The organism is Alteromonas portus, from assembly GCF_005117025.1.
Lineage (GTDB): Bacteria > Pseudomonadota > Gammaproteobacteria > Enterobacterales > Alteromonadaceae > Alteromonas > Alteromonas portus.
Map to the genome: position 1 here is coordinate 173,341 of NZ_SWCO01000012.1, position 26,034 is coordinate 199,374.

At 44.5% G+C, this 26,034-nt stretch carries 19 protein-coding genes; 9 read left to right on the forward strand and 10 right to left on the reverse strand.

Annotation, left to right across the window (positions count from 1 at the left end):
• The first annotated feature begins 196 nt into the window (after positions 1 to 196).
• From E5672_RS19410 to E5672_RS19435, 6 genes are all read left to right on the forward strand, one after another.
• The gene (locus E5672_RS19410; RefSeq protein ID WP_136783826.1) at positions 197 to 2,674 is read left to right on the forward strand and encodes a S8 family peptidase; all 2,478 of its coding nucleotides are present in this window, start codon (positions 197 to 199) and stop codon (positions 2,672 to 2,674) included.
• 92 nt (positions 2,675 to 2,766) lie between these two features.
• Positions 2,767 to 3,612, forward strand: a complete 846-nt coding sequence (locus tag E5672_RS19415; RefSeq protein WP_136783827.1) for a DUF6689 family protein — start codon at positions 2,767 to 2,769, stop codon at positions 3,610 to 3,612.
• 147 nt (positions 3,613 to 3,759) lie between these two features.
• Positions 3,760 to 4,599: a GAF domain-containing protein gene (locus E5672_RS19420; protein WP_136783828.1), complete on the forward strand. Its 840-nt coding sequence runs from the start codon at positions 3,760 to 3,762 to the stop codon at positions 4,597 to 4,599.
• 122 nt (positions 4,600 to 4,721) lie between these two features.
• Positions 4,722 to 7,874 carry a serine/threonine-protein kinase gene (locus tag E5672_RS19425; protein ID WP_136783829.1) on the forward strand — a complete coding sequence of 1,051 codons (3,153 nt, stop codon included), beginning with the start codon at positions 4,722 to 4,724 and terminating at the stop codon, positions 7,872 to 7,874.
• The gene (locus E5672_RS19430; protein WP_136783830.1) at positions 7,867 to 8,556 is read left to right on the forward strand and encodes a sensor histidine kinase; all 690 of its coding nucleotides are present in this window, start codon (positions 7,867 to 7,869) and stop codon (positions 8,554 to 8,556) included. Before E5672_RS19425 ends, E5672_RS19430 begins: the two co-directional genes overlap by 8 nt.
• The gene (locus E5672_RS19435) at positions 8,553 to 9,182 is read left to right on the forward strand and encodes a response regulator transcription factor (protein WP_136783831.1); all 630 of its coding nucleotides are present in this window, start codon (positions 8,553 to 8,555) and stop codon (positions 9,180 to 9,182) included. Before E5672_RS19430 ends, E5672_RS19435 begins: the two co-directional genes overlap by 4 nt.
• Before the next feature lie 187 nt (positions 9,183 to 9,369).
• Here the strand turns inward: E5672_RS19435 and E5672_RS19440 are convergent, their stop codons facing one another.
• On the reverse strand, positions 9,370 to 11,817 hold the full coding sequence (locus tag E5672_RS19440) for a S8 family serine peptidase (protein WP_136783832.1): 2,448 nt from the start codon (positions 11,815 to 11,817) through the stop codon (positions 9,370 to 9,372).
• Positions 11,818 to 11,893: 76 nt separating this feature from the next.
• Between E5672_RS19440 and E5672_RS19445 the strand changes: the two genes are divergently transcribed.
• Positions 11,894 to 12,055: a hypothetical protein gene (locus tag E5672_RS19445; RefSeq protein ID WP_161569412.1), complete on the forward strand. Its 162-nt coding sequence runs from the start codon at positions 11,894 to 11,896 to the stop codon at positions 12,053 to 12,055.
• Here the strand turns inward: E5672_RS19445 and E5672_RS19450 are convergent.
• The 3 genes from E5672_RS19450 to E5672_RS19460 form a co-directional block, all read right to left on the reverse strand.
• Positions 12,050 to 12,592, reverse strand: a complete 543-nt coding sequence (locus E5672_RS19450) for a hypothetical protein (RefSeq protein WP_136783834.1) — start codon at positions 12,590 to 12,592, stop codon at positions 12,050 to 12,052. The genes E5672_RS19445 and E5672_RS19450 overlap by 6 nt on opposite strands.
• A gap of 94 nt (positions 12,593 to 12,686) precedes the next feature.
• Positions 12,687 to 13,379 carry an Lcl domain-containing protein gene (locus tag E5672_RS19455; RefSeq protein WP_161569413.1) on the reverse strand — a complete coding sequence of 231 codons (693 nt, stop codon included), beginning with the start codon at positions 13,377 to 13,379 and terminating at the stop codon, positions 12,687 to 12,689.
• A 46-nt stretch (positions 13,380 to 13,425) separates the two neighbouring features.
• The gene (locus E5672_RS19460; RefSeq protein ID WP_136783836.1) at positions 13,426 to 14,925 is read right to left on the reverse strand and encodes an ethylbenzene dehydrogenase-related protein; all 1,500 of its coding nucleotides are present in this window, start codon (positions 14,923 to 14,925) and stop codon (positions 13,426 to 13,428) included.
• A 145-nt stretch (positions 14,926 to 15,070) separates the two neighbouring features.
• On the opposite strand from E5672_RS19460, the gene E5672_RS19465 reads away from it, so the two are divergent.
• Both E5672_RS19465 and E5672_RS19470 read left to right on the forward strand, forming a co-directional pair.
• Positions 15,071 to 17,308, forward strand: a complete 2,238-nt coding sequence (locus E5672_RS19465; protein WP_136783837.1) for a DNRLRE domain-containing protein — start codon at positions 15,071 to 15,073, stop codon at positions 17,306 to 17,308.
• An 88-nt stretch (positions 17,309 to 17,396) separates the two neighbouring features.
• Positions 17,397 to 19,040 (forward strand): alkaline phosphatase D family protein, encoded by a 1,644-nt coding sequence (locus tag E5672_RS19470; protein ID WP_136783838.1) that lies wholly within the window; start codon positions 17,397 to 17,399, stop codon positions 19,038 to 19,040.
• 64 nt (positions 19,041 to 19,104) lie between these two features.
• Here the strand turns inward: E5672_RS19470 and E5672_RS19475 are convergent, their stop codons facing one another.
• The 6 genes from E5672_RS19475 to E5672_RS19495 form a co-directional block, all read right to left on the reverse strand.
• Entirely contained in the window at positions 19,105 to 19,719 is a 615-nt protein-coding gene (locus tag E5672_RS19475) for an ankyrin repeat domain-containing protein (protein WP_136783839.1), read from the reverse strand.
• Between the two features lie 150 nt (positions 19,720 to 19,869).
• Positions 19,870 to 21,486 (reverse strand): catalase, encoded by a 1,617-nt coding sequence (locus E5672_RS19480; RefSeq protein ID WP_276606296.1) that lies wholly within the window; start codon positions 21,484 to 21,486, stop codon positions 19,870 to 19,872.
• Positions 21,483 to 21,659, reverse strand: coding sequence for a hypothetical protein (locus E5672_RS19815; RefSeq protein WP_161569414.1), 177 nt, complete (start codon positions 21,657 to 21,659; stop codon positions 21,483 to 21,485). The genes E5672_RS19480 and E5672_RS19815 overlap by 4 nt, the downstream gene beginning before the upstream one ends.
• Positions 21,660 to 21,908: 249 nt before the next feature.
• Complete coding sequence (locus E5672_RS19485; RefSeq protein ID WP_136783840.1) at positions 21,909 to 23,261, reverse strand: alkaline phosphatase PhoX; 1,353 nt, start codon at positions 23,259 to 23,261, stop codon at positions 21,909 to 21,911.
• A gap of 320 nt (positions 23,262 to 23,581) precedes the next feature.
• Positions 23,582 to 25,663, reverse strand: a complete 2,082-nt coding sequence (locus E5672_RS19490) for a S8 family serine peptidase (RefSeq protein ID WP_136783841.1) — start codon at positions 25,661 to 25,663, stop codon at positions 23,582 to 23,584.
• A gap of 288 nt (positions 25,664 to 25,951) precedes the next feature.
• A partial coding sequence (locus tag E5672_RS19495) for an EF-Tu C-terminal domain-related protein (protein ID WP_136783439.1) occupies positions 25,952 to 26,034 on the reverse strand: 83 nt, incomplete at its 5' end.

Here is a 26,034-nt window from a genome sequence, read left to right on the forward strand (position 1 = left end):
TAGATGTTTAACGAACGTTTTATAATTAAACCTTTGTAGCATTTTTGAACATTTCGTTACTTAAAAAAAACTCATAATTAGGGTGAAACCCCTATGTTCTGCCCCATTTCAAAAAGCCACTATTAAGGCGTACTTTGCTGCGATGACGTGCCCTGATACCAAAGCAAACCGCAGCCTCAAGAATTTGGAGAAGAATATGAAGAAGTTCGCCCTATCTACCTTAGCTGCTGCAATGCTTGCAAGCCCGTCGGCGCAAACGCTAGCTGATGCTTATATCGGTTCTCAAATGGCCGATAAACTTGTGTCGCTATCCCCTACAGAATCGTTAATGGCGGTTGTGACCTATGATCAAATGTCACCCCTTGCTGAGTCTCAAATAACACAGCTATTAAATTTGGGTATTACTGAAGGCATTCAATTTAAAAACTTACCTATTATTGGCGTAGTGGCGACTAAGGCACAAATTGAAGCAATTGCACAATTCGACGGGGTACGCTCAGTTTTTGCCAACCGTGAAATGAGCTTGTACAACGCAGACGCTCGTGAAATTACAGGTGTAGCGGATATGCAGGGCGAAGCTTTCGCATCGCGCAATAATATGGAGTTTACTGGTAAAGGCTCAACCATTTTAGTCATAGATTCAGGTATTGATGCTTCTCACCAAGATCATTTCTTTGGCGACACCGTGGTTGATAACGTGCAAGCAATACTCAACCCTGGTGCGCTTTCAATTGTTGGTATAACTGGCCCAACACTATCTAACCAAGTAAACACAGACTTAAACTCAGGCCACGGTACACACGTTACAGGCACTATTGCAGGTACTGGTGCCATGTCTGACGGCAAGCACCGCGGCGCAGCTCCAGATGCTGATATTATTGGTTATGGTTCGGGTGCAGCAGTACTTCTACTAGACACTATAGGTGGTTTTGACTACGCCATTAGTAAGCAATATACCTTCGACAACCCTATCAAGGTTATTAGCAACTCATGGGGTTCTAGCGGCAAGTATGAACCGCTTGGCCCAGTATCATTAGCAAGCTACAAAGCACACACAATGGGAATGTTAAGTGTCTTCGCAGCGGGTAATAGTGGCCCAGGTGAAGACTCGCATAACCCGTACGCGCAAATTCCTTGGGGCATTTCAGTGGGTGCGGGTGATAAGTTCGGCAAACTTGCTGACTTCTCGTCTCGTGGGCTTAAAGGCGAGTCTGGCGATTTCACAATGCCAGATGGCACTGAGTGGACATATACTAACGATGTGAGCATTGTTGCTCCCGGCGTTGATATCATTTCTACACGCGCTGTATTGAACGCAGCAGCCAATGGTGGTGACGGTGATATTGGTGCGATAGAGCCTCAAAACATACCTTTCTACACCATGATTTCTGGTACCTCTATGGCCACACCGCATGTGTCGGGCATTATTGCTTTAATGCTAGAAGCTAATCCAAATCTAGATAACTTAACCATTAAGCGTTTGCTACAAGAAACCGCCACGAATATGCCGGGTTATGAGCGCTGGGAAGTGGGTGCAGGTTATGTGAATGCCCGTTCTGCCGTTGCTGCTGCGCTGCTTGAAGATATGGACCATAAGGTGACGGTTAATAACCTTGATTCTAAGACCTTTAAAGCCAACGCTTTAGTGACCACCAGCGACCGCGTAGAAAACTTCGATGTTTTTTATTCACCGGTAGGCGCGCCTGAAGTTATTGAGTTTGAGGTGGGAACGGAAGAAGTGCTAGTAAAGGCATCTGCCGATAGTTTCGCTAATTTGACCAAGCTAGTCCTTGTAGCGCCGGATGGTACCGAGTACCGCGGCAATCTAACTACCCCAGTACTTACGACTACAATGCGTGTTGCTGCACCCGCCATGCCCGGCACTTGGGGAGTGTATGTTTATGGGCTGACGTCGCTTTCCGGTATAGAGGCCGATCCACTAGGTTTAACTAACGGCCCGGGTTTACCAGAAACATTTAATGTTACTGTCTCATTTGAAAATAGCGGTGGCTTTGAGGGTATGGATGACGTTGAAGGCCACCCTCAGCAAAATGCTATTGAATTTGCGGTAAGTGAGCGTCTAATGGACGCCATTAACAGCCGTGGTTTCTCTCCGGATGCGCGCCTAAAACGTAAAGATTTTGCCCGCTATGCAGTGATGGGTGGTGCTGTAAGACAGTACCGTGACCTGCTAAACGAAGAGCGCCCTAACATCGGCTCAGTGCCTGGCTTTGACAAGGCATTCATAGAGTCAGTAATGGTTAATGGCGGCGCACTTAAAGATAAACTTCGTACACAAGCCCCAGTACTAAGAAGTGTAGACGGCAGCGCAGACCCATTTGCAAGCGTCACTAAGTTAGACATTGCATACTCACTTGTTCAAATGCTAGGACTTGAGGAAGCGGCGCTTAGCTTCGACCCAAGTGCCGATATTGTAATTGACTATAATGGTGAGCAAATCGTGTTAGAGGACCAAGACAGTATTCCAGCTGACATGAAAGGCTATGTGCAACTTGCCCTTACTCTGTCTTTGATTAACGCTGAGTTCGGCGTAGAGCAAAGCCCTTTTAGCATTACGCCAACAATCACTGCGAGCTTCGCGCCAGATACAGTGATAACCCGAGCACATTATGCGGTACTTGCGTCACGCTTCTTTGCTCAATACTTTGAATAAAATCGCAAACCCCTGAAAACGGTGCCATTATTTACATTGATAATGGCACCATTTTAGGTTAAATTTTAACCAACACTGAAAGAGGTCATCCTATGATGTTTACTGCGATGAAATTCAGACAACTCACCACTGTTGTTGCCGCCACTGCATTACTTCTGTTCTCAACTGCCCAAGCGCAAGTTGTTACTCCTGCGACCTTAACTGTCGATGACAATAAGATTCAGGCGAAGCTTACGCTAACCAGTTTGATTGAGGTCGATTTGACTGTTGAGTTCGAAAACAGTATTGGTCTTAATGCTAATAATTTCGACATTACCGCCGAGTTGCTCGATCCTACAGATTTAACGATTACAGACCGTCTTCCTTCTGCGCTAACAAGCGCTGTTTCAGGCTTTCCGGTTCTTGTTTCAATTTCTCCAAAAACAGACGCAGGATTTGGTTTTGAAGGTTTAGCCATGGTGGAGTTGTATACCAAAGCTATACACTACACCCCGACCATTCCATGGCGTTTATTCACATCCCATGACGGTGGTCAGTTTGAAGATATCACTGTGTTAATGTCATCAGGTAGCATCCGAGCACGCGGAAGCACAGGGCAGTTTTCCGATTTTATCATTTTGCTCGACAACCGACCTTCAACAACGGTTATCAACGATAAGGTTGCCTCAATCAGCACAACACTGAACGACAACCGCGACAAAATTACAGCGCTGCTAGAAACTGCAATAGATAGCGGTGTTAATGATATACAGTCAGCGCTGGCGGTAAATGATGATGACGCTGCACTGGTTGCTGTTGACAGTCTTATCGCACTTATCGATAACGCGTCGGGAAGTGAAATTGCAGATGTATGGCGTTCAAGTGGCGATGTTGTGAACGTGAAAGGTTTACTTCTTACTCAGCTTCAAACATTGCGCTTTAGCTTGAGAACGCTGTAAAAATACTGATAACTTTTTAAGAAAGTCGCGCTTACTGAAGTCGCGCTCGTGCTCATAAACCTCTTGGTGTCAAACCTCTTTGAGCGCGTTTGCAGGCGGCGATAAAAATTTATAGTCAGCGATTAGTAACGTGACAAGGGTGATGCCATGCCATTACAGTTTGCCTTTACTGAAAATAACGGTAGCGTAAGTGAGCACTTGCTTTTTGAAGGCCGAGAGTATCAAATTGGTCGTGATGCAAGTGCCGACGTTGTGATTGCTCACCCTCAGGTATCGCGTTCCCACGTGGTTTTACGAGCAACTAAACATGCTGACAATGACCATTTATGGCAATTAAGCGATACAAGCTCCACAGGATGCTTCAGCTTAGGTGTACCCGTTAAACATATCACGTTAGATAAGCCTCGCGTATTGCAGCTTGGTCCAATTTCCTGCCAATTTACACCTGTTGCGCTGAACAACGTCGTCAAACTGGATAGTCAACGTGAATGGCGTAAGCAACAACTCAAACAATACCAAACCCAACTTCAGCAATGCCACAACAGCACTGCGCTAATCAATTTGGCGAGAGAGTGTTTAATACAATCTTTAGGGTGTGAACGCGCTTCGTTAATTCTATTCGATAAACTTAACAACTACCAACTTGGGGTAGGTTTTGAGGATTGGATGCAAGGAGAGGACTTTACCGGCAGCCGCACTATTATTAATCAATGTATGCAAACCAATGCGGTTCGTGCTATCGGCAACATAGTTTGTGACAACTCGCTCAATAAGCAACACAGTATAATCAACCACGGCATTCAAGCCGCGATATGCGTTCCAGTATGCATAGAAGAAAAACCAGTCGGTGTTTTGTACGCAGACTCTATTCTGGGGCGCCGCTACTTTACTCAAACGGACATAGAATTTGCTACCTCATTGGCAAATATGATTTCGTTGCGTTTGTTATTCCACACGATAGAGCATAAACTTTCACTTATAAGCTAGAATAAAAACAATAACGCTTAAGTTTGTCGGCCAATTTTTCTATTAAAGGTACGCAAACTTGCGTGGCATCATCTATAAAGCGTTTGTGCCAACGCAATAATCAGTGAAGTGTGGAGAAGGCTTTGAACAGGCCAGATGTATTCTCATCGCAAAATAATTCCCTTAAAACTGAAGCTTTAGCTTTAGGGCCAACCATTGCGCCAAATTCACGTTTGGCTAACCGCTTTCGTATTATTGAGCGGTTAGGCGCTGGTGCCCAAGCCTGTGTTTATAGCGCCGTTGATGAATTACTTGATGTAAAGGTAGCGCTTAAAGTGATTGAGGGTGGCGCCAGCGACCCGGTTAAAATGCAATCCATCCGCAATGAAGTCAATATAGCCAGGCAGCTTCAACATCCTAATATTATTCGCGTTCATGACGTTTTTTCAGACGGGGATATCGCTTTTTTCACAATGGCTTTCATAGAAGGCTCCCCACTTTATTCGCGCCTTCAACAACCCATTAGCAAAGCAGAATTTGATAAGTGGCAAGAACAACTCATCGAAGCCTTGTTGGCATGTAAAACAGTAGGTATAAAGCATGGCGACATAAAGCCAGACAACATTCTTATTGATCACAATGCTGACATTAAGCTTATAGACTTCGGTATTGGTCAAAGTGCCGCCTCTGGCGCGCAAACGAGTGGCCACCAGCATTACACCGCACCAGAAGTTATCCAAACAGGAAAAGCAGGTGAACACTCTGACACCTTCAGCTTAGGCAAGGTGTTAGAAGATATATTACATGGTGTGAAAAAAGAAGGGGTGGGCTTTTCCCATTACCTATGGTTAAAAAAGCGCAAAGCATGCATTGCTCAGCTAACCCATCACTTGCCTGCGAAAAGACTACCTTTAGAGCAGGCACTTCACCTATGCGTTAGCGGTAATGAAGGTAACGTCTCTTACAAAACCATCGTTACCTTTTCTGCCATTACAGCACTGGTACTTGTAGTGAGCGCCAGTCTATTTTCCAATATCTGGTATCAAAAAGGTAAGCCCCAGTTAACTACTGACACCCCAATTCAGCTACTTGTATTGAATGACCCTCAGTATCCCCTTTTAAACACTATTAATACGCTACTTCGCTACCCTTTATCTACTCACCCCAATATTGTGTTAGATAATAAGGAGCAAACCCAAGAGTTAGTCGATAACCTAGCTCTGTCGCCATTTAGTCGCGATAATGAACGAATTGATTTAGCCGCCATGCTTGCAGCGGATAGTGTATTGCTTCTTGATGCTACGCCTACTAGCAGCAATACCTACTTACTTCACGCAAGCATACTCAGCATGCCGGCCAATACGCCGATTTTTACTGTGTCGCACAATGTAGATGCGAATAGTCTTTCAGATGATTTAAGCGTGTTTGCCAATACACTTATCCAGTCACTTTTTGATGCCGTTGAAACCAAAACCCCTCAACCACTTCCCGACCTGCGGTACCTTGAGGCATTAGATTCAGCATGGCAAAAAGGAGAAACATTAAATAGCGTAGATGCCATTGATGCCATCATAGCAGCAACACCAGATTACCCCGGTGGATGGGTAGCTAAAGCCCGTAGCGCAATGAATAATGGCGACTATGATGGCGCAAGACAGGCACTAGAATTGTTAGGAAAGCTCCCTAACCTGTCTTTATACTGGCGCTTACAAAGCGAGCTTTTAAGAGCAGAACTCAACGAAGATCTAGCCCTAGCACAACAATCGATAGATGCATTGGTTACTCAATTTCCCAACCGACCTGAGCTACTTTCCATGCGGGCAGACATACATCAGTGGGCAGGAGAAGATGCCAAAGCCATGGCTGACTATCAAGCTGCGCTGGCGCTTCGTCCTAATGATGGGCAGCTTTGGTTTGAACTTGCTCGTCTGCAAATAATTAACGGCGATATAGACACCGCTACCAGCGACACCTTGACTCGCGCTCTAGTGGCGTTTCGTCAAGCGAAAGATAGCGAAGGCGAAAGTTTAGTGTTAAATGCGTTTGGCATTGCCTACCTACGTACTGCAGATAACGTGGCAGCAGCTCGGTACTTTAACGATGCGCTGGTACTGCGAGATGCGAAAACACAGCCCTCTCAACGAGCAAAAACGCTAGCAAACTTGGCAATAGCGACGTCACTCACCGGCGACTATGCCACTGCAGAAGCCGCTTTAGAAGAAGCGGTACAGCTGCTTCACGATCTAGGTGATTTAGCCCAAGAAGCACACGTAAACGATACGCTAGGCTTTATGTTTGAGGAGCAAGGGCAATACGAAAAAGCGCTTAATAACTACAAGCGGGGCCTTGATATACGTGTTCAGACTGATGACAAAATATTGCAGCCACAAAGTATGAGCAACGTAGCCTATATGCATTTTTTAATCGGTGACATCTCACTTGCAGAAATTTACTGGCAGCAGGCTAAGATGCTATTTGAGAGAAACGGTGATGATTCTCACCTGCTTCGAACCCATCAAAACCTTGCACAATTGAGTTTGGTTAAGGGTGATAAGAACATCGCTACTAATTACTTAACAACTGTTGAGCAAAGGCTTGGCACACAGCATGTTCAAGAAAGAATGATTAACCACTTATTATTTAGCTACCTAAACTTTGCTAACGGAAATCTAGAGGAAGCAACACAACACGCGGCTAATGCAAAACGCTTAGCTCAGGGGTCCGAAGATAGCCGAGCAGAAACTGAAGTTTTACTCTGGGAAGGCGAAATATGTTTACTGACCGCAAACTGGTCGTGTTTAGAGCAGCGTCTTAACACTGTGTCGCCGACGATTAGCGAAGAGCGGCACGAACAGTTTGCCGTTTATCAGTGGCTAACTTTAGGGTTGAAGCATTATCAAGGTAAACTCAACAATGAAAGTGACCATATTTACAATACGCTTGTAAACAACAGTAATGTACCTGTAATTACTGAGATAAAAATTTTACTTGATATGCAGCAACGCCTTTCACTAGACGCTTCTAGTCAAACCATGGAAAAACTTAGCGCGCTTATAAAACCCACTTATTATCAGCAATACTTACAATGGTTATATATAAAGGCGTCATTCGGTGATGAATCGTCAATTGAAAAGCTTAAGCAAAAATTAGCGCTTTACCCGTCATTTTGGCGTAACCACCTTTACTATCGGGCCATTCCTGGCAAAGAAGACACCGTTGACATGCTAACAACCCAGTGGTTAACGCAATTGCCGGAAAAGCAAGTTAGCCACTATAGGAACGCCTATTTTGACTGATGTAGCCAAAGAAATAGAGAGTATTAAGGCATTGCAGGCAACCCTTCAGGCGCGACTAGATGCCGATCAAGAAATGCTTCAACAGTTGGCAAAACGCCTATGGGCTCAACAAGAATCCGAAAAAGCAAAGCTTTCTAGAGAGCTTCACGATGGTATTGGACAATTACTCACAGGCCTAACCCGACGGCTTCAGGCGCTGTCTTCCTCTTCGCCTGAAATCGAAGCTCTGCACGGCATTGCTGAAATGGCGCTAAATGACGTGAGGCAATTATCACGCCTAATGAGCCCCACCATTTTGGATGACTTAGGCCTTAAACCTGCGCTTAATTGGCTGTGTCGAAATTTACTAAGCAGTGAAGATATCATCTACCAAACGGATATCACTTTACCTTCTGATCTTCCTAAAGATATAAGCACGCTGTTATTCAGAATTGCGCAAGAAACCTTAGTTAATGCTATAAAACACAGTGAAGCAACCAATCTTACTCTTACGGTTTCGCACCATCACAATGTTATCCGTTTAGATATTATTGATAATGGTGTAGGGTTTGATAGTAAAACAATAGAGCCTGGCATTGGCCTTTCTAGCATTCGTGACAGAGCGGAAGCGTTCAACGCAACGCTAGAGATAGAGTCTGCAACTGGGCAAGGCACAAGAACAACAGTAACGGTACCCGTATGACAATTCGTGTAGTGCTCGCCGATGACCATGTACTTATGCGTCAGGGCGTGTCTCAGATGCTAAATGCGACCCAAGATATTACCGTAGTCGGAGAATGCGACGATGGTGTTGAGCTTATTGCTGCTGTACTAAAACTTTCTCCCGACGTCATTCTAATGGACATTTCTATGCCGCGTATGAGCGGACTGGTGGCCATTGATAAAATTTTATCTCAACGCAGTGACGCAAAAATTCTTGTGCTGTCTATGCACAATGAAGTGGAGTACATTGAGGCCATGCGAGACGCTGGCGCAAAGGGCTACATTTTAAAAGAGTCGTCTGGTGATAGCTTGGTCGATGCGATAAAAAAAGTAGCTGCCAATAAGACCAGTTTCCCTGACGAATTAACCCAGCCAGCGAGTGAGCAATGCCAAAAGCACATTTCCCCACTTAGTGTGTTAACACGCAGAGAAAGGGAAGTTTTTTTCTTAGTTGCAGCAGGCAACACCAGTAAGAAAATTGCAGAGCTATTGGATATGAGCCTTAAAACCGCTGAAAATCACCGCAGCAATATTTATAAAAAGCTTAACTTAAGCAGTTCGGCAGAACTTATCAGAATGGCTGGAAAGGCAGGCTTGCTAGAGTAACGGTATTTATTCTCAACGCAGAACTTAACTTCTTTGCCCTCTTGCGTTCTTCCCATATTCAGCGAATGTTGGTTGCAGTACTAAAAGCCCTAAACAAAAAAAGAGGGGGCTTGCTACAGCTCCCCCCTCTTTAAAAATTGTGCGAGGGCCGGTTTTGAATGCCACAACCGGCCCTCGCCTTAAAGGACTAAAGTTCTGCGTATTGCGTTAGGATAAACGCAGCTTCGCCTCGTGATACACCATCTTGTGGGTTAAAGAAGGCTTTAAGTGTGGGCTGTAGGTCAAACGGACCTTGCTCTACCTTCACTTCCACCTGCATTAGCCCTGCAGCCAGCGCTTGTTGAACATAGCCACGATACTCAGGAGCAATCGCATCGGTATCTTCGACTTCCACCGCTTCACCCAGAACAATTGCGATAACTTTTTCAGAGTCAAAGCTTTGTGCTGTATCTTCAAGACCTAATGCTTGAACCATTGAGTACGCCATTTCTTCTTTGCTTACCTGCATGTTGCTACCAAAGAAGTCGCCGTCAACTTGCATTACAGGTTGTGTGTTCATTTCTAAATCTCCCAACACGGCACCTGTCGCTGTGGCAGAGTTTACCGCTGCAGCATTTTCTGCACTCACATCGGTGTAGTTAACTGTGTTACCGTCGTTGGTTTGACGAAGGTTAGCGCTAAGCGCTAGCGTATCAGCAAGCTCTACTCGAGTAAGTGGCGCGTCTGGCGCAAAACCACTTTCTTTTGCATCCATTAGCTCATTTGCTACTACGTATTCAATAAATGGTTTTGCAGGGTGACCTACTGCATCATCAATACCCGTATAGCCTGATGTTACTAATAAGCGAATATTCACATCGTTAGTGCCAGGAATACCCACACCGTTTGTAACACCTAGTGGGTCGACTGACACACCACTAATGCTGCCAATACCGCGGCTATATAGTTTCCATGTACCTGGCATACCAGGCGCAGCTGTACCAACAGAAGAGCCTAAAACAGGTAGGCCAATGCCAGAACCGTAACGGTTACCTGCAGGGTCTTCTAATACGAACGCTGTTGCCGTTTCGATTGACGCGCTCGCCACCACCATAGATACGTCAGACGTTACTTCAAACTCTTCTACAGGTGACTCACCAACAGGTAGGTAAGTTGTAGGTAGCGTAAAGCTATTGCCTTCAGCAACATTAGCAAATGCGTTAAATTCGCGATTTTTCTTCACGGTATCGCCGAATACTTCTTCACCTTCAAGCACTGCAGTTACCGCAGCATAGGCGTTAACATAACCTGCACCTACTTCCCACTCGTCCATACCAGCCATTGGTGTTGCGGTTTCCTGAAGAATACGCTTCACATCTTCCCACTGAAGGTTTGGATTTGCTTCTAGCATTAATGCAACAATACCTGACACATGCGGCGCAGCCATTGAAGTGCCGCTAGATACGGTATAAAACGGTAGGTGTTGTGGTTCAATCATTTCCGCGTCGTCAGCTGCGCTCAAACCGCCTAAGCTAGACAGTGATGCGCGAGCAGAAATAACGTCTACACCAGGAGCCGTTACGGTAGGGCGGTCTTCCCACGTGAACACTTCACCATCAACAACCGCTTGTCCGCCTTTTCCGTCGACACCGCGAGAACTAAAGTCAGCTAGCTCGCCTTGCTTGTTGCCCGCAGCCACTGTAATTACCCAAGGTGCTTTTTTGAAGTTACCGGTAATTGTCGATTCGCCAGGACCTGAGTTACCTGCCGAGAACACGGTAATAATACCGTTGTCTGCCAGTGCTTTAGTCACAACGTTTGTTGGATCGTCTGGGTTAAATTCTGTACCCACATCACCAGTGTTACCGAACGAGTTAGAGATAACACGAATGTTGTAATCGAACTGGTGTGTTAACGCGTAGTCGAATCCACCAATTGTATCCAAAATGAATAGACCTGCGCCCGAGCCGTAACCAATAATGTCTGCACCCGGTGCTACACCTGCATGTAAGCCACCGCTCTTGGCGCCGTTGCCGCCTACTGTGCCAGCTACGTGCGTTCCGTGACCGCCTAGAATATCGGTGTTAGATACGTTTTCTTGGTATGTAATCGGTAAAATACCGCTGTAGCTATTCAAGTTAACCTGCGCTAGAACGTTTTGAACAACGTGATCAGGGAATGCTAAATCACCGTGTGTGCCGTCAACACCCGAGTCGTTTACCACTACACCAATGCCTTTACCTGATACCGGCATGCCATTGATGCGAATGTCACGGTCAGCCTGTAGTGCCTGTACACCCGTAATTTGGGTAGACTCATGGTTTTCTAGTTCTAGTGGGTCGTTGTTCCATACTGACACCACGTCATCGCGTTGATAAAGCGCTTCAACTTGTTGTTTGTTGGCTAACACACCAACAATAGGCACGTTACGTAAGCTAACACCGCCAGTGATACCTAACGATTCAAGTGCTGTAATTTGTTCTGTTGTGGCAGGTCCCTTACCTTCAAATGTAACAATAACTTGTTGTAGTTCTAGTGGCGAAGCCGCAAGCGCATCAGCCAATGTTTTATCGAAAGTTTTTGCATTCACCATGCTCGCTGGTAGGGCACAAGCAATGGCTACTGATAATACTGTTTTGTTATTAAGGAACTTCATAATACACCTCTCTTTGAGTACCCCTTGAGTATTTAACAACCAAAGAAGCAAAACTATGGGGATTTCCCCCTATTCGATGAAATTTATAAAAGCGTTGAAAAATCAGAAACTTAAAAAGAAAAAAGCCCTCACAAGTGGAGGGCTAAAAACACCAACTATCGAGAAACATAGACAAGTTGGAGGGAACGAACGTGGTACAGGAAATAAACCACTCTCTCGAATTGAAGAAGCCTTATAGTTTGCGCTTTCTGAAAGAAGTAAGCGCGAGCAAAATTAGCATCGCAGTGGCAAAAGAAGCAGGTTCGTTCACTTGTGTTGAGCCATTTGTAGACTCGACAGTTTTAACCAGTTGAAACAAGCCACCTGCGCAGCGGTCACCATTTTCAAAAAACACACACGAGTCTGATGCTCCTAGCCCGGCTAAACCTGAACTAATAGTGAATTCGTATGGAACGCTTGAGTCTTCAATAAATAGTTGAAAACCTTCACCGCTTTCATCACCAAACACACCATTTTCTAAATCAACTATCGCAAAGTCAGCAATATGGTCTTCTAAAATATTATAAGTCGTCCCATTGAACTCTAGCTGAAAGAAAAATGATAACCACGTGCTCATATCGAATTGGGTTTCGTTTTCATCAAAGGTGATTTGCCCAATTAAACTGGTTTGGTCAGCTTCGTCACCTAACACTAATCGTGTGAAATCATAGGTGATTACGCCGGCGAAAGAAGGCGCAGAAAACAGAACGAACACAGCGGCAATTAATGACTTCATAGCAAATCTACCTTTACGAGTTTGTAGGCTCAGTATCAAACCAACTGCACTAAGAGCAAATAGGGAGTTCCCCCTACATGGCCTCAAATGCTCATTAATTTTTAAAATAGGCAATGCTTTGCTTTTTACCTAGTAATACACTTTGATGCGGCGAAAGGGGTAGCGCTTGTTTATCCGCAACCAGCATTACGTGAGCGGCATTTCTAAAAGGTAGAACTCGACTTTTTCCATGTTTGAAACTGACAGCGACCGCCCCTTGCTTCAAATGCGTGAGTGCTGACGGGTTAATTCTACTACTGTGCGTTTGCGACCAATAATCACCTTTTTGAACATGTGGAAAAAACGCATGTTGAATGAAAAGCCCCCCCGCTTTTGTTGGCGTTTGTACTAGTGCTATCAGCTCTTCTGCGTAAGGTAAGCGCCAGTTAGAAATGTTACATGCCTTTCGCTTAATCGCTTGCTGCTGAACATGACTTGTATCGCACCCAGTCTCGTTGTAATTACATGTGCCACGTTCTTTTACACCTACACTGTGTTCCTTGTTGAACCAACTGTAGCTCCAATAACTGTCAAAAGGAGATTCATCGTCTCTTCCCACCAACCACACAATGTCTAACTCGCGATCATAAACACAGTGCCAAGGGCCTTTATCGTTCGAAATGGCATAGCCTTGCTCATTGAGTTTTACAAAGCGATATTCCTTGTCTTCACTCGCTGTCACTATACTGGGAACGCTTTGAAAAATACGATAAAGCGTTCCTAATTGCGTGCTGACTAAAGTGATCATGCTAAGCACCAAGAATCTTTTTAAAAAAGAGAACATCGCTTTACCTTTACAATTCATAGCTAAGCTGCAAGGGCTTAACGTGACGGGTGTGAGAGACCTGAGCATGATCAAAAGCACTTACCCACAGGCAAACGCCTTCGTTCAAATCGATATCTGTTTGTTCTGACGCGCTTTTCTTACGAACAATTTCAAGGTTCCAGTATCCGTTTGAATATCGTCCATGAGCGCGCACATCTGCGCGGCCACCTTCAAGTTGATTTGAGCGGTACAATACAGACTTAATTACACTCCCCACCGGAAAATTATCTAATTCGGGAGAATAGGCTTTGTAATCAAACCAACTAGCGTAACCTCGGGCATTGCTGGAAGGATATGCAGGAAGACGCTTTGGCGTTACGCTATCATGGGAATACCAATTCCAGTTCAAGACATAACTTCCTCCCATATCTTTGTCTTGTTGATAGCCTGCCGTATATCTTGCAGCACCAACGACTGGAGGGACGGGCTTGCTAATGTAACTGTCGTCAGCCAAGTACATAGAATTGGTTCTTACTGCTTTCCACTGCCACAAATCGACCACGCCGTCAGCAGTGAAGTGATAACCTTTCTTGTGACTATTTTTAGGTAAATCGTAACGAGGCTGACTGCCTAAATGTGCTGTAGCGGCGGCAGCTATGCTGCAACTTTTTGAAAACAGTAGCGCCAATTTATCTTCGTAATACTCCTTCTCATCGAAACGTTCAAAGCCATGACTCTTCACATGCCAACCGTCCTCATCTCTGACCAAAGGCAAATGAAGTAAACTTTCTGAGGGATCTTGCCAACGGATAAAGAAGTACGTTTCGGTGGTATTGTGCAAGGTTTTAAGCGTGATCTGTGACGTGCCCTCATAGAAATTTGCACCTGCAAAAGTATTGACGGTAACAGGTTTCGCCTTTTGCCAAGTAAGTTCATTGTCTTTACCATCAATTTTGATAAACACGTCATCGGCTATTACATGCGATTGCAGAGTTTCAGGGGTTGATAATGTGATCAGGTAAAGGCTACTGCTTGCTAGAAAAAATGTGCCAAGATAAAAGTAACTTCGCTTGTACGTTAAAGGTTCAAAGATAACGTGAACAAGATATTTCACCGGCTTTTGAAAATAGTAGCGCAAAGGGTGAAGAGCGATAAAAACGAGAATACCCAAGGCGCTATAATAGTGAATAAAGCGCACCACAAAATGGGTGAACTCGAAAAAAAATTGCCCCACTCCGGTCACTACAGAAATACAAATAAGTATTGAGCCTATCTGATTAAACACTTTGGTTACCGGGCTTTCATTTCGCTGTTTTAACAACGCGATTAACATGACTGGCAATGAAGTAAGCAAAAGAACTCCGGCAATCACATGCCAAATATGTACAAGCCCTTGAGGTAAAAGCCAGTCAAAGTTAAGCCAAAAATCTCGCTGTTGCGATGCAATGCGAAAACCGCTAAGTAGCAGTGTAAGCACACAAACGCCAACCACTAGGTGGCTCAACAAAAACAGTTTTTTATGTTTCATTTCCGCACATAATTTTTCACGAAGTTTTATGCTTCAGAATTATGAATTTTTTATGACTCCCCCTTCAATAGGGTATTCCCCCCATATCCCACCATCACATTTTTTAATCCAATACGCATCGACCATTATTAAGGTAACAACCAATATGATTATGCGTAGTTATAAAGCTATTTTAGCTCTGCTTTTATTCTGTTATGCGGGAGTAGCAATATCAGCCACTCACCTATTTCGATTAACATGGGACAGCGACCCAGCACACGAGGCAATAGTAGGCTTTTCACCGAAAGGCGTAAGTGTTTCTCCCTATGTTCTTTATGGAACATCAGCCGATGAAGGCCAATGGCAAAGGGAAGAAATAACTTATAGAGCCAACTTTTTTAGCCTTGAGTCTTACTTTGTAAGGCTTACCGATTTGCCTGCCGACAGCGCGATCTACTTCAAGGTGTGCGATTTTGATGGCTGCGCTCCTCCCCTTTGGTTCAAAACGGCTTCCAATGAACCAGCCCCTTTTACGGCTATTGCAGGAGGAGATACACGAACGGGTTGGACAACGCGGCAAGAAGGCAACAAATTAGTTGCAAAGATTCGCCCTTTGTTTGTTATGCACGGCGGTGATTTTACCAACGGCAATACACCGTTTGAAATGGCGGGTTTTCTTGATGACTGGCAGCTGACTTTTTCAGACGACGTGATTGACGGAAAGTCTTTTAAACGTATCTATCCCATTATACCTACCCATGGTAATCATGAAGACACTAACTATGCCACCCTTTGTCAGGTATTTGGTGTTGACTTCGTACGCGACAACAATTGTGATGAACAGGACACATACGGTGCATTAACAGTTAATCAGCTAGCAAGAATTTATACCCTCAACAGCCAGTACCAGGAAAGCGGTTGGCAAGTATATGCAAGTCAGATGAATGCGTGGCTAGCTTCAGATTTACAATCGAACCAGTACGCGCCCGTATGGCGCATAGCCCAGTACCATAAACCAATATTCCCTCATTTCGATGGGAAGTCATCGAACGAAGGCTTATTCCAGTGGTGGGCAACATTGTTTCATAAACACAATATGAACCTTGTTGTTGAATCCGATACCCACATTAACAAGCTTACTTACCCTTTGGTGCCACAACCAAATACTACTGCGTTTTATCGTTCAGACAACGGCGGCACTGTTTACGTGGGCGAAGGCAGTTGGGGAGCCCCTGCTCGTTCTGCTAACCAGTCTTACCCTTGGACTGTTGACCTTGCAAGTATTCAGCAATTTAAAGTAATAAGCGTTACAGCAAATGAAATAAAAGTGCGTACGGCTGAATTTGACGATGGAGCCAGCACACTATCAATAAAAGAAAGAGAAGCTAACCCGTTGGCATTGCCTGACAATATTAAATGGTGGGTAGCGAATGACGTTGGTGCTGTATTTACACTTACACAAAATGAAAAGGGCTTAACCACTTATGCCCCTTTGAATTCGGAGAATCAGCGTGCGTATACGTTAACTGCCAGTCACGACAGCTTTATAGCCAGTGCCAAGCCTACTATGAACTACAATGCCTACCCTAGCGGTATGATGGTAGTTAAAAACCACCATCATTATGGCGAAGCAAAAGCACTAATAAGCTTTGACGCGAGCCATATCGCAAAATGCGCTCAACTTAACAGTGCAACTTTGTCTTTTCAATCTAATCCAAGCCAAACGAGTGCCATTACCGGGTTGGCCAGTGAATTATTACCTGTTTATTCAAACCCAACGGGGGTTGCAATATCTCTCGTTGAACCACGTTTTAGTGAAAATACGGTGAATTGGAATACCGGCTACTCTCTCTTTTCTGAAGATAGCTTTGCAACAGTGGATGTCATTGATGCTGGAAACAATATAACTTTACCCATAGATAAGATTGCGCTTTTAACACTCCAACAGCAATTTTCTGACTATGCCGCGTTCGGCTTAGGAATATCATCTGACCATCCTGTGCAGCAGCGTTTTATCGACGCAAGTGAGAACCATAAAGCGCCTGTTCTTCACGTTACGTTTTCAGGTAGTGAAGATTGCTTTTCCACACCCAACAATCTAATAACCCCGCCGCAGTCGATTGAAAACCTGAATGCCAACCGTGGAGTTTTTGAAACTTATATTGTCGATGCTGTCGAGCGAGCTAGAACACTCTTCATTCATTTGAATGGCGGTTATGGCAATGCCGACTTATACGTTCAAATCGGTCAAGAGGTGGGATTTAGCGACCATCTATGTCGTTCAAATGCAGCCGACAATACGGAGAGCTGTGTCATCGATGTACCGAGTGGTCGCGCTGTTTCTATCGGTATCAATGCTCGTACCCAATACCAAGGTTTACATTTGAGTGTTTCTGAAAACTAGATTTGCTCACTAGTTTTTAATACCTAACTGACGCTTTAGCCTTGTATGCCTTAAGCGTGAATTCCTTGTTTTTAGAGAAAAATATACAATGAAAAATACCATTAACGATGCGCGACGACAGTTTTTTAAGAAAGCTGGGGCAACTGCATCCATGTTAAGCTTTAGCGCTTCTTCTGCTTCATACGAAGCATTTAACGCGCCCTTTAAACTTGATAATAACTACTTTTTTCAGCATGGGCTTGCCAGCGGCGATCCTCTACCTAATGCAGTGATAGTTTGGACTCGAATAAGCAACGTATCGACAGATACGTTAGTCACCCTTCACGTTGCCCTCGACAAGACAATGAAAAACAGCGTGATTGTCGAAAACACCATCACAACAGAGAGCCGAGACTATACGGTAAAAATTGATATTGAAGGTCTTACCCCAAATACTCCCTATTTTTATCAATTTGAAGTAAACGGCTACAGGAGTCGCGTTGGCAAGACCAAAACTGCGCCTGTCACCACAGAGCATGCTCGCTTTGCAGTGGTAAGCTGTTCAAACTATCCAGAAGGTTTTTTCAATGTCTATCACGCCCTTACCAATGAAAGTGCCATTGGCAATATTGATGCTGTTTTGCACTTAGGTGATTACATATATGAATACGCAGAAGATGAATATGGCGATGGTTCTCGGTTAGGCAGAGCGCCTTTACCCGACAAAGAGATTACCAGTTTACGTGATTATCGGACTCGGCACGCTCAATATAAAACAGACCCAGACCTTGCACTGTTACACGCGTCTTATCCCTTTATAACGGTGTGGGACGATCATGAAATCACTAACGATGCTCATACAGATGGCGCTGAAAATCATAACGAAGGTGAAGGTGACTACCAATTACGCAAAGCATTTGCCATTCAAGCTTATTACGAGTGGATGCCTATTCGCGAAGGCAGTATCTATCGACAATTCCGATGGGGATCGTTAGTTGATTTATTCATGCTTGATACGCGCATAGAAGGACGAGATCCTCAGGTTGATTCGCCAGTTTCAGCTGAGCGTTATGATACTAACCGTACTTTACTTGGCTACACACAAGAACGCTGGCTGTTGAACAAGTTGACTACATCCACATCTACATGGCGCTTTTTAGGGCAGCAAGTAATGTTCGGCCAATTCAAAGGGTTAAACGCCCCAAACCTTGAAGCGGCGGGTATAACGGCAACCAAAGACATTTTGGCCCTTAATATGGACCAGTGGGATGGTTACCCTGAAGCTAGGCAGCGTATTCTTGACGTTTTAAAAGCTTATCGTATAAGTAATACTGTCGTTTTAACGGGCGATATACACACTTCTTGGGCGATGGAGATTTTTGAGGACAGTGCTAACGGTTACACCAACAATGCACGTATTCGTGTTGGTGAAAAGCCCTTAGCTGTAGAGTTTGTAACACCATCGGTGACATCACCAGGCTTAAGCGAGCCTGTAGCAGACCCGCTTGCCTCATTGATACCGACAATGAACCCGCATATGAAATATGTAGAACTTAAATCGCACGGTTTCATGGTAGTTGATGTGACACATCAAAAAGTGACGTGCGATTGGTGGTTTGTAGATACGATTGATAGCCCAACATATAAGGCTCGACTCGCCAAAAGCTTGTACACTACAAGCAAAAGCCAGAGGTTGTCAGAGAACGAAAAGCTCGATGTGTCCTTCGACTATACGCACAACCCACTAAAATAAATGAAGCCGCTAAACGCGGCTAAAAGCTGTAATGCATGAGGGCGTTGCCGGTAACTCAGCGCCTTTACTTTGCATCCGAGTTAAGCAACTTTGCTAATTCGTAATTACCTTGCGAAAGAGCGATATCCGCTACCGAATTACCCGCTTTATCCATGTGAGCTGGGTTAGCCCCTTTATCGATAAGCGTATTGATAATTTCTTGTCTATCGAAAAGGCTTGCGAACATCAACGCCGTTTGGCCTTGCTCGTTTTCTTCATCTATATCGCAATCGGCAAAAACCAGTTGCTTAGCTACACTGACGTGACCTTTAAATATGGCCCCCATAAGTGCGGTGTTTCCGCGGTTGTCTTCTTGACATGGGTTGGCATTAGCTTCGCTGATAAGAAAGTTCACGGTGTCGGTATGCCCATGGTATGCCGCAAGAATAAGTGCGGTGTAGCCTTTTTCATCGGCCACATTAACATCTAGACCGGCTTGATAAAATGCACTCAGCATGGCGCTATCACCTTCCCGCGCTGCATCAAAATAGCGTGCTTTCAAGGTCTCCATATTAGGCCTAGTTGCACTTTGTTGAGTATTAGCTTGAGTGGTTGCGTCGGTTGCGGCACTAGTATAAATACTGGTGAAGGCGGCAACGACGAACAGTGCTGCCGTAAGTGTTTGCTTTAAAAAAGACATTGTGCCCCCTTACTGGTAAATCTAAATTTGGTTACTACTAAACTGTTTTCAGCAAAGCTGTTACAGAAAGATTGTTATAGAAAAGTGGTTTGAGAAAAATGGGAGTTACTCAACACTGTGATGTAACTCCCAACCCTATTGCTACTTAGCTTATTGCATTAGTGCGGTTAAGCTTTCAGCAACTTGCTTCGCTTTTGCAGCGCGTGCAGCTTGCTGTTCCATTAAGTCTTTCGCCGTTTGACGAACTTTAGACATTGGTGCTTTCGCTAATTTTGCTACACCTGCACCGTAGTCCTTATCAGCGTTGTACATATAAGCACTGATAATGACGCGAATTTCTTCTTCAGGCACCGATGCCAACGCACCACCTAAGTTACTAATTAGGTTCTTCTGGCCTTCTTTAGTTAGGTTTCTGAAAAACTCACCCGCTTGCTTGAAGTTCTGTTCTTTGTAGAACGGAATTTGTTGCGTCATACCTGCAAGCGGCTTGCTTGAATAACGAAATGCTGGGTCTTCGTTAAGATCAAGACGACGGCTTGGCTGGTAGTTCACATCGCGATTAGTACTCGTTGTGCGTAGCTGACCATGTTGCTCGTGGTTATTGATAACTGCATTTTTAGGCGCATTAACCGGAATGCGGTACGCGTTTACACCTAGGCGATAGCGCTGTGTATCAGCATACGAGAATAAACGACCTTGAAGCATTCTGTCTTCTGACGGCTCGATACCAGGAATTAAATTGCTCGGTGCAAATGCCGCTTGTTCAGTTTCTTCAAAGAAGTTATCTGGTACACGGTTAAGCACTAGGCGACCAATCTTTTTAGCCGGAACTAGCGATTCAGGCCAAATCTTAGTGGTATCAAGTGGGTTAAACTCAAAATCATCTAGTTGCTCAGGCTCTAGCTCTTGTAAATAAAGATCCCAAGACGCTGTTTCACCTTTTTCACCAATTCGCGTGTAAATGTCGGTTGTATGCGGCTGCATATCCATTCCCTGCACTTTCATCGCTTCTTCATTGGTGAAGTTCTTAATTGGCTGATTAGACTTCCAAGTAAACTTCACGTACTTATAGTTACCTTCGTCATCAACAAATTTGAAAGCGTGAACACCTGAACCATCCATATTTAGATAGCTTGCCGGTGTGCCGTAGTCAGAGAAAAGCATAGTTAGTGTATGCGTTGACTCTGGTACGTGAGAAAAGAAGTCAAAAATGCGTTTGGCGTCTTGCTTGTTTGTTACCGGCGATGGTTTAAATGCGTGAACCATATCAGGGAACTTGATTGCATCACGAATAAAGAAAACCGGGAAGTTATTACCTACTAGATCCCAGTTACCTTGTTCGGTGTAAAACTTCACCGCAAACCCGCGAGGGTCACGCAACGTCTCTGGCGACAAATGACCATGTACTACTGATGAAAAACGAACAAAAACGTCGGTCTTTTTACCCGCTGATTGGAACGGCGCAGCCATTGTTTCATCTGAAAGGTCGACTAGGTTTTCATAATACCCATAAACTCCGGTACCGCGAGCGTGAACAACGCGCTCAGGAATACGCTCACGATCAAATGCCGCTAGCTTTTCAATAAGGTGAGAGTCTTGTAATAAAACCGGTCCCCATGGGCCTGCTGTTTGCGAATTTTGGTTATCGCCTACTGGTGCACCATTTTGACGGGTTAGTGTGTCGGCGCTTACGCCTAAGGTAAGCATACTGGCAGCTACGCCGCCTAGAACAAACTTAGTTAACGTTGATTTCATTGAGGTTCTCACAGCTGTACTCCTACATGAAGGTTGGTACGAGGTTTAGGGGCTTTTACTTCTACGCAAACTTGGTCGCCGTAATAATTATCAGCGTAATTGCATTGCGTACGAATTGGTTGACTAGTTGTGGAGGAAACACGGTGGCTATTCGCCGTTGTTAGCTTTTTTAATAGTGCGCTCATTTCGCTCTCCTTGTTAAGTTGAGAGCATTATCATTAATTGAGTAAAACTATTAAAACGGGATTATATGATTCAATTGATTGGATATTGCGATTGTAAAGATGCTAGCTAATCGTAATATTTTGTGAATGAGTGGAAACCGTAGTTTTAAATGGGAAAGCGAAATAACTGGGTTGAAAAAACTTTACTGCCTAGGAAGCTGTATGTTGGTGCAGCGTTTTAATTACAACGCTGCACCGATTACAAGAAAATTAAGCTTCTAGCCAAGGGCCGGTAATTGCCAAAGTTTTCGTTGGTGAGTATATGTTTACAAAAAGCGTTTTACCATCGGGTGAGAAGCAGGCTCCGGCAAGTTCAGTTTGCTCATGGAGTTTGGCAAAGTTATACACTTCTCCACTAGGCGTAACGCCGCGCAAATGGTTATCAACAATGTCAGTATATTGATCTTCACACACCAACAAATGTCCATTTGGGCACACCGTTAGGTTATCGCCAAAGTTATACAAGTTCTTGTCTTCACTTTCTAAAAACAGCTGAAGTTTGTCTTGTTTTCCATCAACAGAAGGAACAAGTTTCATTACTTGACCGAGCTGCTTTTGGCCGCCATTTGTACAGCAAAAATAAAGCTCGTCTTCACCCCAGTGTATACCTTCACCGCGAGCAAATAAGGCCGCACCTTTTTTGTACCCTCTAGCCCGTAAGTCATCGTTCGGACTTTCCGGGTTGTCTAATGCTATCCACTCAACGTCGAACCACGTTCCTACAGGCATAGTGTTTGAAGACCAATTACGTGTATCGAACTGAGGGTTATTTTTAACGACTAAGGCTTCTAATTGGCCGCCGGCTGCCAAGTTACCGTACTCGTTAGGTACAAAGCGATAAAGCAAGCTGTCGCCTTGATCTTCAGTTAGGTAAACAATGCCGGTTTTGGGGTCGACACATGCCGCTTCATGATTAAAGCGGCCCATTGCTTTAAGTGGTTTAGCTTCAATGAGTGAGTCAGCATTTGCAGGTACTTCAAAAATGTAGCCGTGATCTTTGTTTACCACATCGCCATTAGGGCCATGAGGTCGGTCTACGGACTCTTCACAGGTTAGCCACGTACCCCAAGGCGTAATACCGCCCGAGCAATTTCTTACCGTTCCAACAAGGCTAATAAACTCTCGCTCTACCTTTTGCGTAGTAAGGTTGTACACCATTGTTGTGGTTCCGCCAGGCAAAGCAGTTCCATTGTGATAGTTATCGTAGGCTAGCTCGCTAGTATGCTTTTGAATAGACTGAGGCTGAGCACTTAAATGTTTGGGGTGCAGCTCATGGTTACGTATAAGCGCCACTTTGTCGCTACTGCCTTCTACAGGAAAACAACCCATACCGTCCGCTCTGTCAGGTACATGCATACCATCAGACATGCTATTTCCAAGGCTAGATATAATCTTATAGCTAAAGCCTTTAGGTAAATCGAGCAGCTTTTGAGGGTCGGCGACTAACGCGCCATAGCCTTCACTGATAGGCATAGACGCCAAATTTAACGTTTTACCAAAAGCACTGCTAGCTAAACCACCAAATGCCAAAGAGCCTACTAAAAACTGGCGTCGTGTAATCATGAAAGTCTCGCAAAACTGATAAACAGAGCATAGTACCCTTTAATTGTTACAGTATCACAACAAAGGGGTTAAATTTCCACTTCTTAGCTTCGTGAATATCTTATACCGTCAGAAGGGAGTGAATGCTGAGCCTTTTTAAATCCGATACTGCAGTGCTCTGGTGTCGGAGCTCTTATATTAAAGCTGGAGTGGGTTTTAAGGTGTGCTTTCACTACCGCCAAGCTTTATAGAATGAATAAGCGTCACCCCAAAATGGCAATAAAAAAGCCCCGCAGTCAGCACTGAAGGGCTTTCACTATGATTACGCGTAACAATTTGTATTAGTTATTTGACGCGCTTGTTACCGTTGTTTCAATGGTAAATGGTGTTGCAACGCTGATAAAACCAGTAACACGTAGCAGGTGTGTACCGGCCACCTTTGGCTCAAACGCTAGAACCTCTGGGTTTGCTAACGAAGCACTAGAAGCAACTTCTTCACCGTTAGGATCAACAAGGTAAAAATCTAAGTCTGCTACCGCGTCCCACGATAGTGTTGACTCAATTTTTGTATCACCACGTTGAATCTCGAGTGGAAGTTCTTGTACCTCAAGGTTTTCAGCTGATGGCCCCATTAGTCCTTCATCCAACTGTGTACGCTCTGAAAACACAACATCGTCCGAAAGAAAAGAGCCATCTACTTCAATGCGGTCTAGAGCAATATTTCTTGAGCGCGTAACCAATTCAACATTATGTGCGCCCTCGCCCATATTATCTAAAGTAAAAGTGACAAAGCCTGGATTAAACTTATCGGTACCCGGAACATGAACAACCTCACGCTCTACTAGCTTACCATCTACGTAAAATTCAACGGTACCAGGGCGTTTTCTGCGTGTAACGATGGTGAAGCGCACACGATCACCGTTTACAACAGTTTTTACAGACGACGATGTAGAAGTACCAATTTCTATCGAACCTTCATACGCGTCTTTTATTGCAAGCTCACGCCATGTACCTTCGTAGTTTAGCTTTTCATCGTTGTTGTCAATTGTTGTCCATTCACCTTTGCTTGACCAAAGTGTGTCACCGTCCATAAATGCACGCATATTACCAGTTGTTTCCATAGCTAATTGAATGGCCGCAGGCACATCAATATAGCCGGAACCCACTTCATGTGGTTGGTAATCAGGCATAGGCTCTGCGGTTTCCATCATGATTGATTCAACTTGATCTGGTGATAAATCAGGGTTCGCTTCTAACATAAGTGCAGCGACACCAGCAATAAACGGTGTAGCCATAGAGGTGCCACTGATAGTGTGGTAGTAAAGCGCGTACGACGGATTATTTAGGTCAATAACTGGCCCCATTGCACCAATGGCTGTATTGGGTGCACGTGTTGACGTTATGCTTTGACCCGGAGCCGTTATATCAGGTTGCTTATATTGTACATCAGCTACGCCTCGGCTAGAGAAATCTGCTAATAGCTTCTCGCTTGTACCTGCGGCAACATTAATTACCCATGGCGCAATAGCATATTGGTTAAGGGTATTTTCGTCTGGACCAGAATTAGATGCAGCGAAGCTTACTACCATACCATTTCGATACGCTTCATAAGATGCAACGTTAATTGGGTTATTTGGATCGAAGTTAGCGCCATCGCCACCACCCCAGCTGTTTGTAATTACGTCTATACTTAAACGGTCTTGGTTGGCAATTGCGTAATCAAAGCCTAATAGACCATATAAGATAGATATCCCTTCACCTGCACCTAAGCCAACAATGCCTGCTTCAGGCGCGATACCATCTTCCGCGTGCGCTCGGCGGCTGTCGTCTTTAGATGCTTCACCTGTTCCCGCTACAGTACCCGCAACGTGTGTGCCGTGGCCTGAAGAAGTATCGCTATTTGGTACTTTTTCAACAAAAACGTTAATACCGCCAAGCAAGTCTAAATCGCCAACAATTTTTACGTTTTCAACTGTTGTTTCGCCAAGCTGCAGATCTGGGTGTGTTGCATCTACGCCAGAATCTAGCACGGCAACCGTTACACCGTTTCCGGTCAAACCTAACGTATCATGTACGATGTGGGCGCCCGTAATCTCGCCCGATGTGTAGTTATAATATTCAAGCGGCACATCTTGATAAATGCTTTTTATGTTGGGGTTTGCAGCCAGTGCTTCAATTTGAGATTTTGTTAGTGTTGCTCCAACCATTGGCATAGTTTGCAATGCCAAATACGGTACGTGCAATTCTTGCATTAAGACAGACACACCCGCTTTGTCTTTACCAGTAACGATAACCTTGTAATTACTTTCGTCACTAGTGAGTGCTTCGGTAAGATTCGGTCCGATCAACGCGTCAGAATGTGCTAGCTCGCTAGCTGCAAGCGCAATAGTAAGTAGTGATGATTTGAACAATGCAGATTTCATTGAGCTCTCCGGTTTTTATATTTTATTAGAATTTCATTTCTTCAACCGGGTTATAGTCTCCTAACGATATTTTTTTGATATAGGGAGTAACCCCTACATGTGAACAATTTGTAAAGAACCAATATGATTAACGTTCACTGCGCACCAACTTAACGTAAGCAGCAGTTCGATAAGAAAGTACCTTAATATTTCCAGATTGAAAGCAGGCATACACTCACTCCTTTTCCTAAAGGCATAAAAAAAGCGCACCTAAGTGCGCTTTTTTGGGCTTGTGTTGGTAAGTCTAGATTAGTCTAGGATCTTAGATACAACACCAGCACCTACTGTACGACCACCTTCACGGATTGCGAAACGAAGACCTTCTTCCATCG

What these genes read in the sequence shown, in the direction of transcription:
- E5672_RS19410 (WP_136783826.1), top strand. Translation starts at nt 197, where the DNA reads ATGAAGAAGTTCGCCCTATCTACCTTAGCTGCTGCAATGCTTGCAAGC.
- E5672_RS19415 (WP_136783827.1), top strand. Translation starts at nt 2,767, where the DNA reads ATGATGTTTACTGCGATGAAATTCAGACAACTCACCACTGTTGTTGCC.
- E5672_RS19420 (WP_136783828.1), top strand. Translation starts at nt 3,760, where the DNA reads ATGCCATTACAGTTTGCCTTTACTGAAAATAACGGTAGCGTAAGTGAG.
- E5672_RS19435 (WP_136783831.1), top strand. Translation starts at nt 8,553, where the DNA reads ATGACAATTCGTGTAGTGCTCGCCGATGACCATGTACTTATGCGTCAG.
- E5672_RS19440 (WP_136783832.1), bottom strand. Translation starts at nt 11,817, where the DNA reads ATGAAGTTCCTTAATAACAAAACAGTATTATCAGTAGCCATTGCTTGT.
- E5672_RS19445 (WP_161569412.1), top strand. Translation starts at nt 11,894, where the DNA reads ATGAAATTTATAAAAGCGTTGAAAAATCAGAAACTTAAAAAGAAAAAA.
- E5672_RS19450 (WP_136783834.1), bottom strand. Translation starts at nt 12,592, where the DNA reads ATGAAGTCATTAATTGCCGCTGTGTTCGTTCTGTTTTCTGCGCCTTCT.
- E5672_RS19455 (WP_161569413.1), bottom strand. Translation starts at nt 13,379, where the DNA reads ATGATCACTTTAGTCAGCACGCAATTAGGAACGCTTTATCGTATTTTT.
- E5672_RS19460 (WP_136783836.1), bottom strand. Translation starts at nt 14,925, where the DNA reads ATGAAACATAAAAAACTGTTTTTGTTGAGCCACCTAGTGGTTGGCGTT.
- E5672_RS19465 (WP_136783837.1), top strand. Translation starts at nt 15,071, where the DNA reads ATGATTATGCGTAGTTATAAAGCTATTTTAGCTCTGCTTTTATTCTGT.
- E5672_RS19470 (WP_136783838.1), top strand. Translation starts at nt 17,397, where the DNA reads ATGAAAAATACCATTAACGATGCGCGACGACAGTTTTTTAAGAAAGCT.
- E5672_RS19475 (WP_136783839.1), bottom strand. Translation starts at nt 19,719, where the DNA reads ATGTCTTTTTTAAAGCAAACACTTACGGCAGCACTGTTCGTCGTTGCC.
- E5672_RS19815 (WP_161569414.1), bottom strand. Translation starts at nt 21,659, where the DNA reads ATGAGCGCACTATTAAAAAAGCTAACAACGGCGAATAGCCACCGTGTT.
- E5672_RS19485 (WP_136783840.1), bottom strand. Translation starts at nt 23,261, where the DNA reads ATGATTACACGACGCCAGTTTTTAGTAGGCTCTTTGGCATTTGGTGGT.
- E5672_RS19490 (WP_136783841.1), bottom strand. Translation starts at nt 25,663, where the DNA reads ATGAAATCTGCATTGTTCAAATCATCACTACTTACTATTGCGCTTGCA.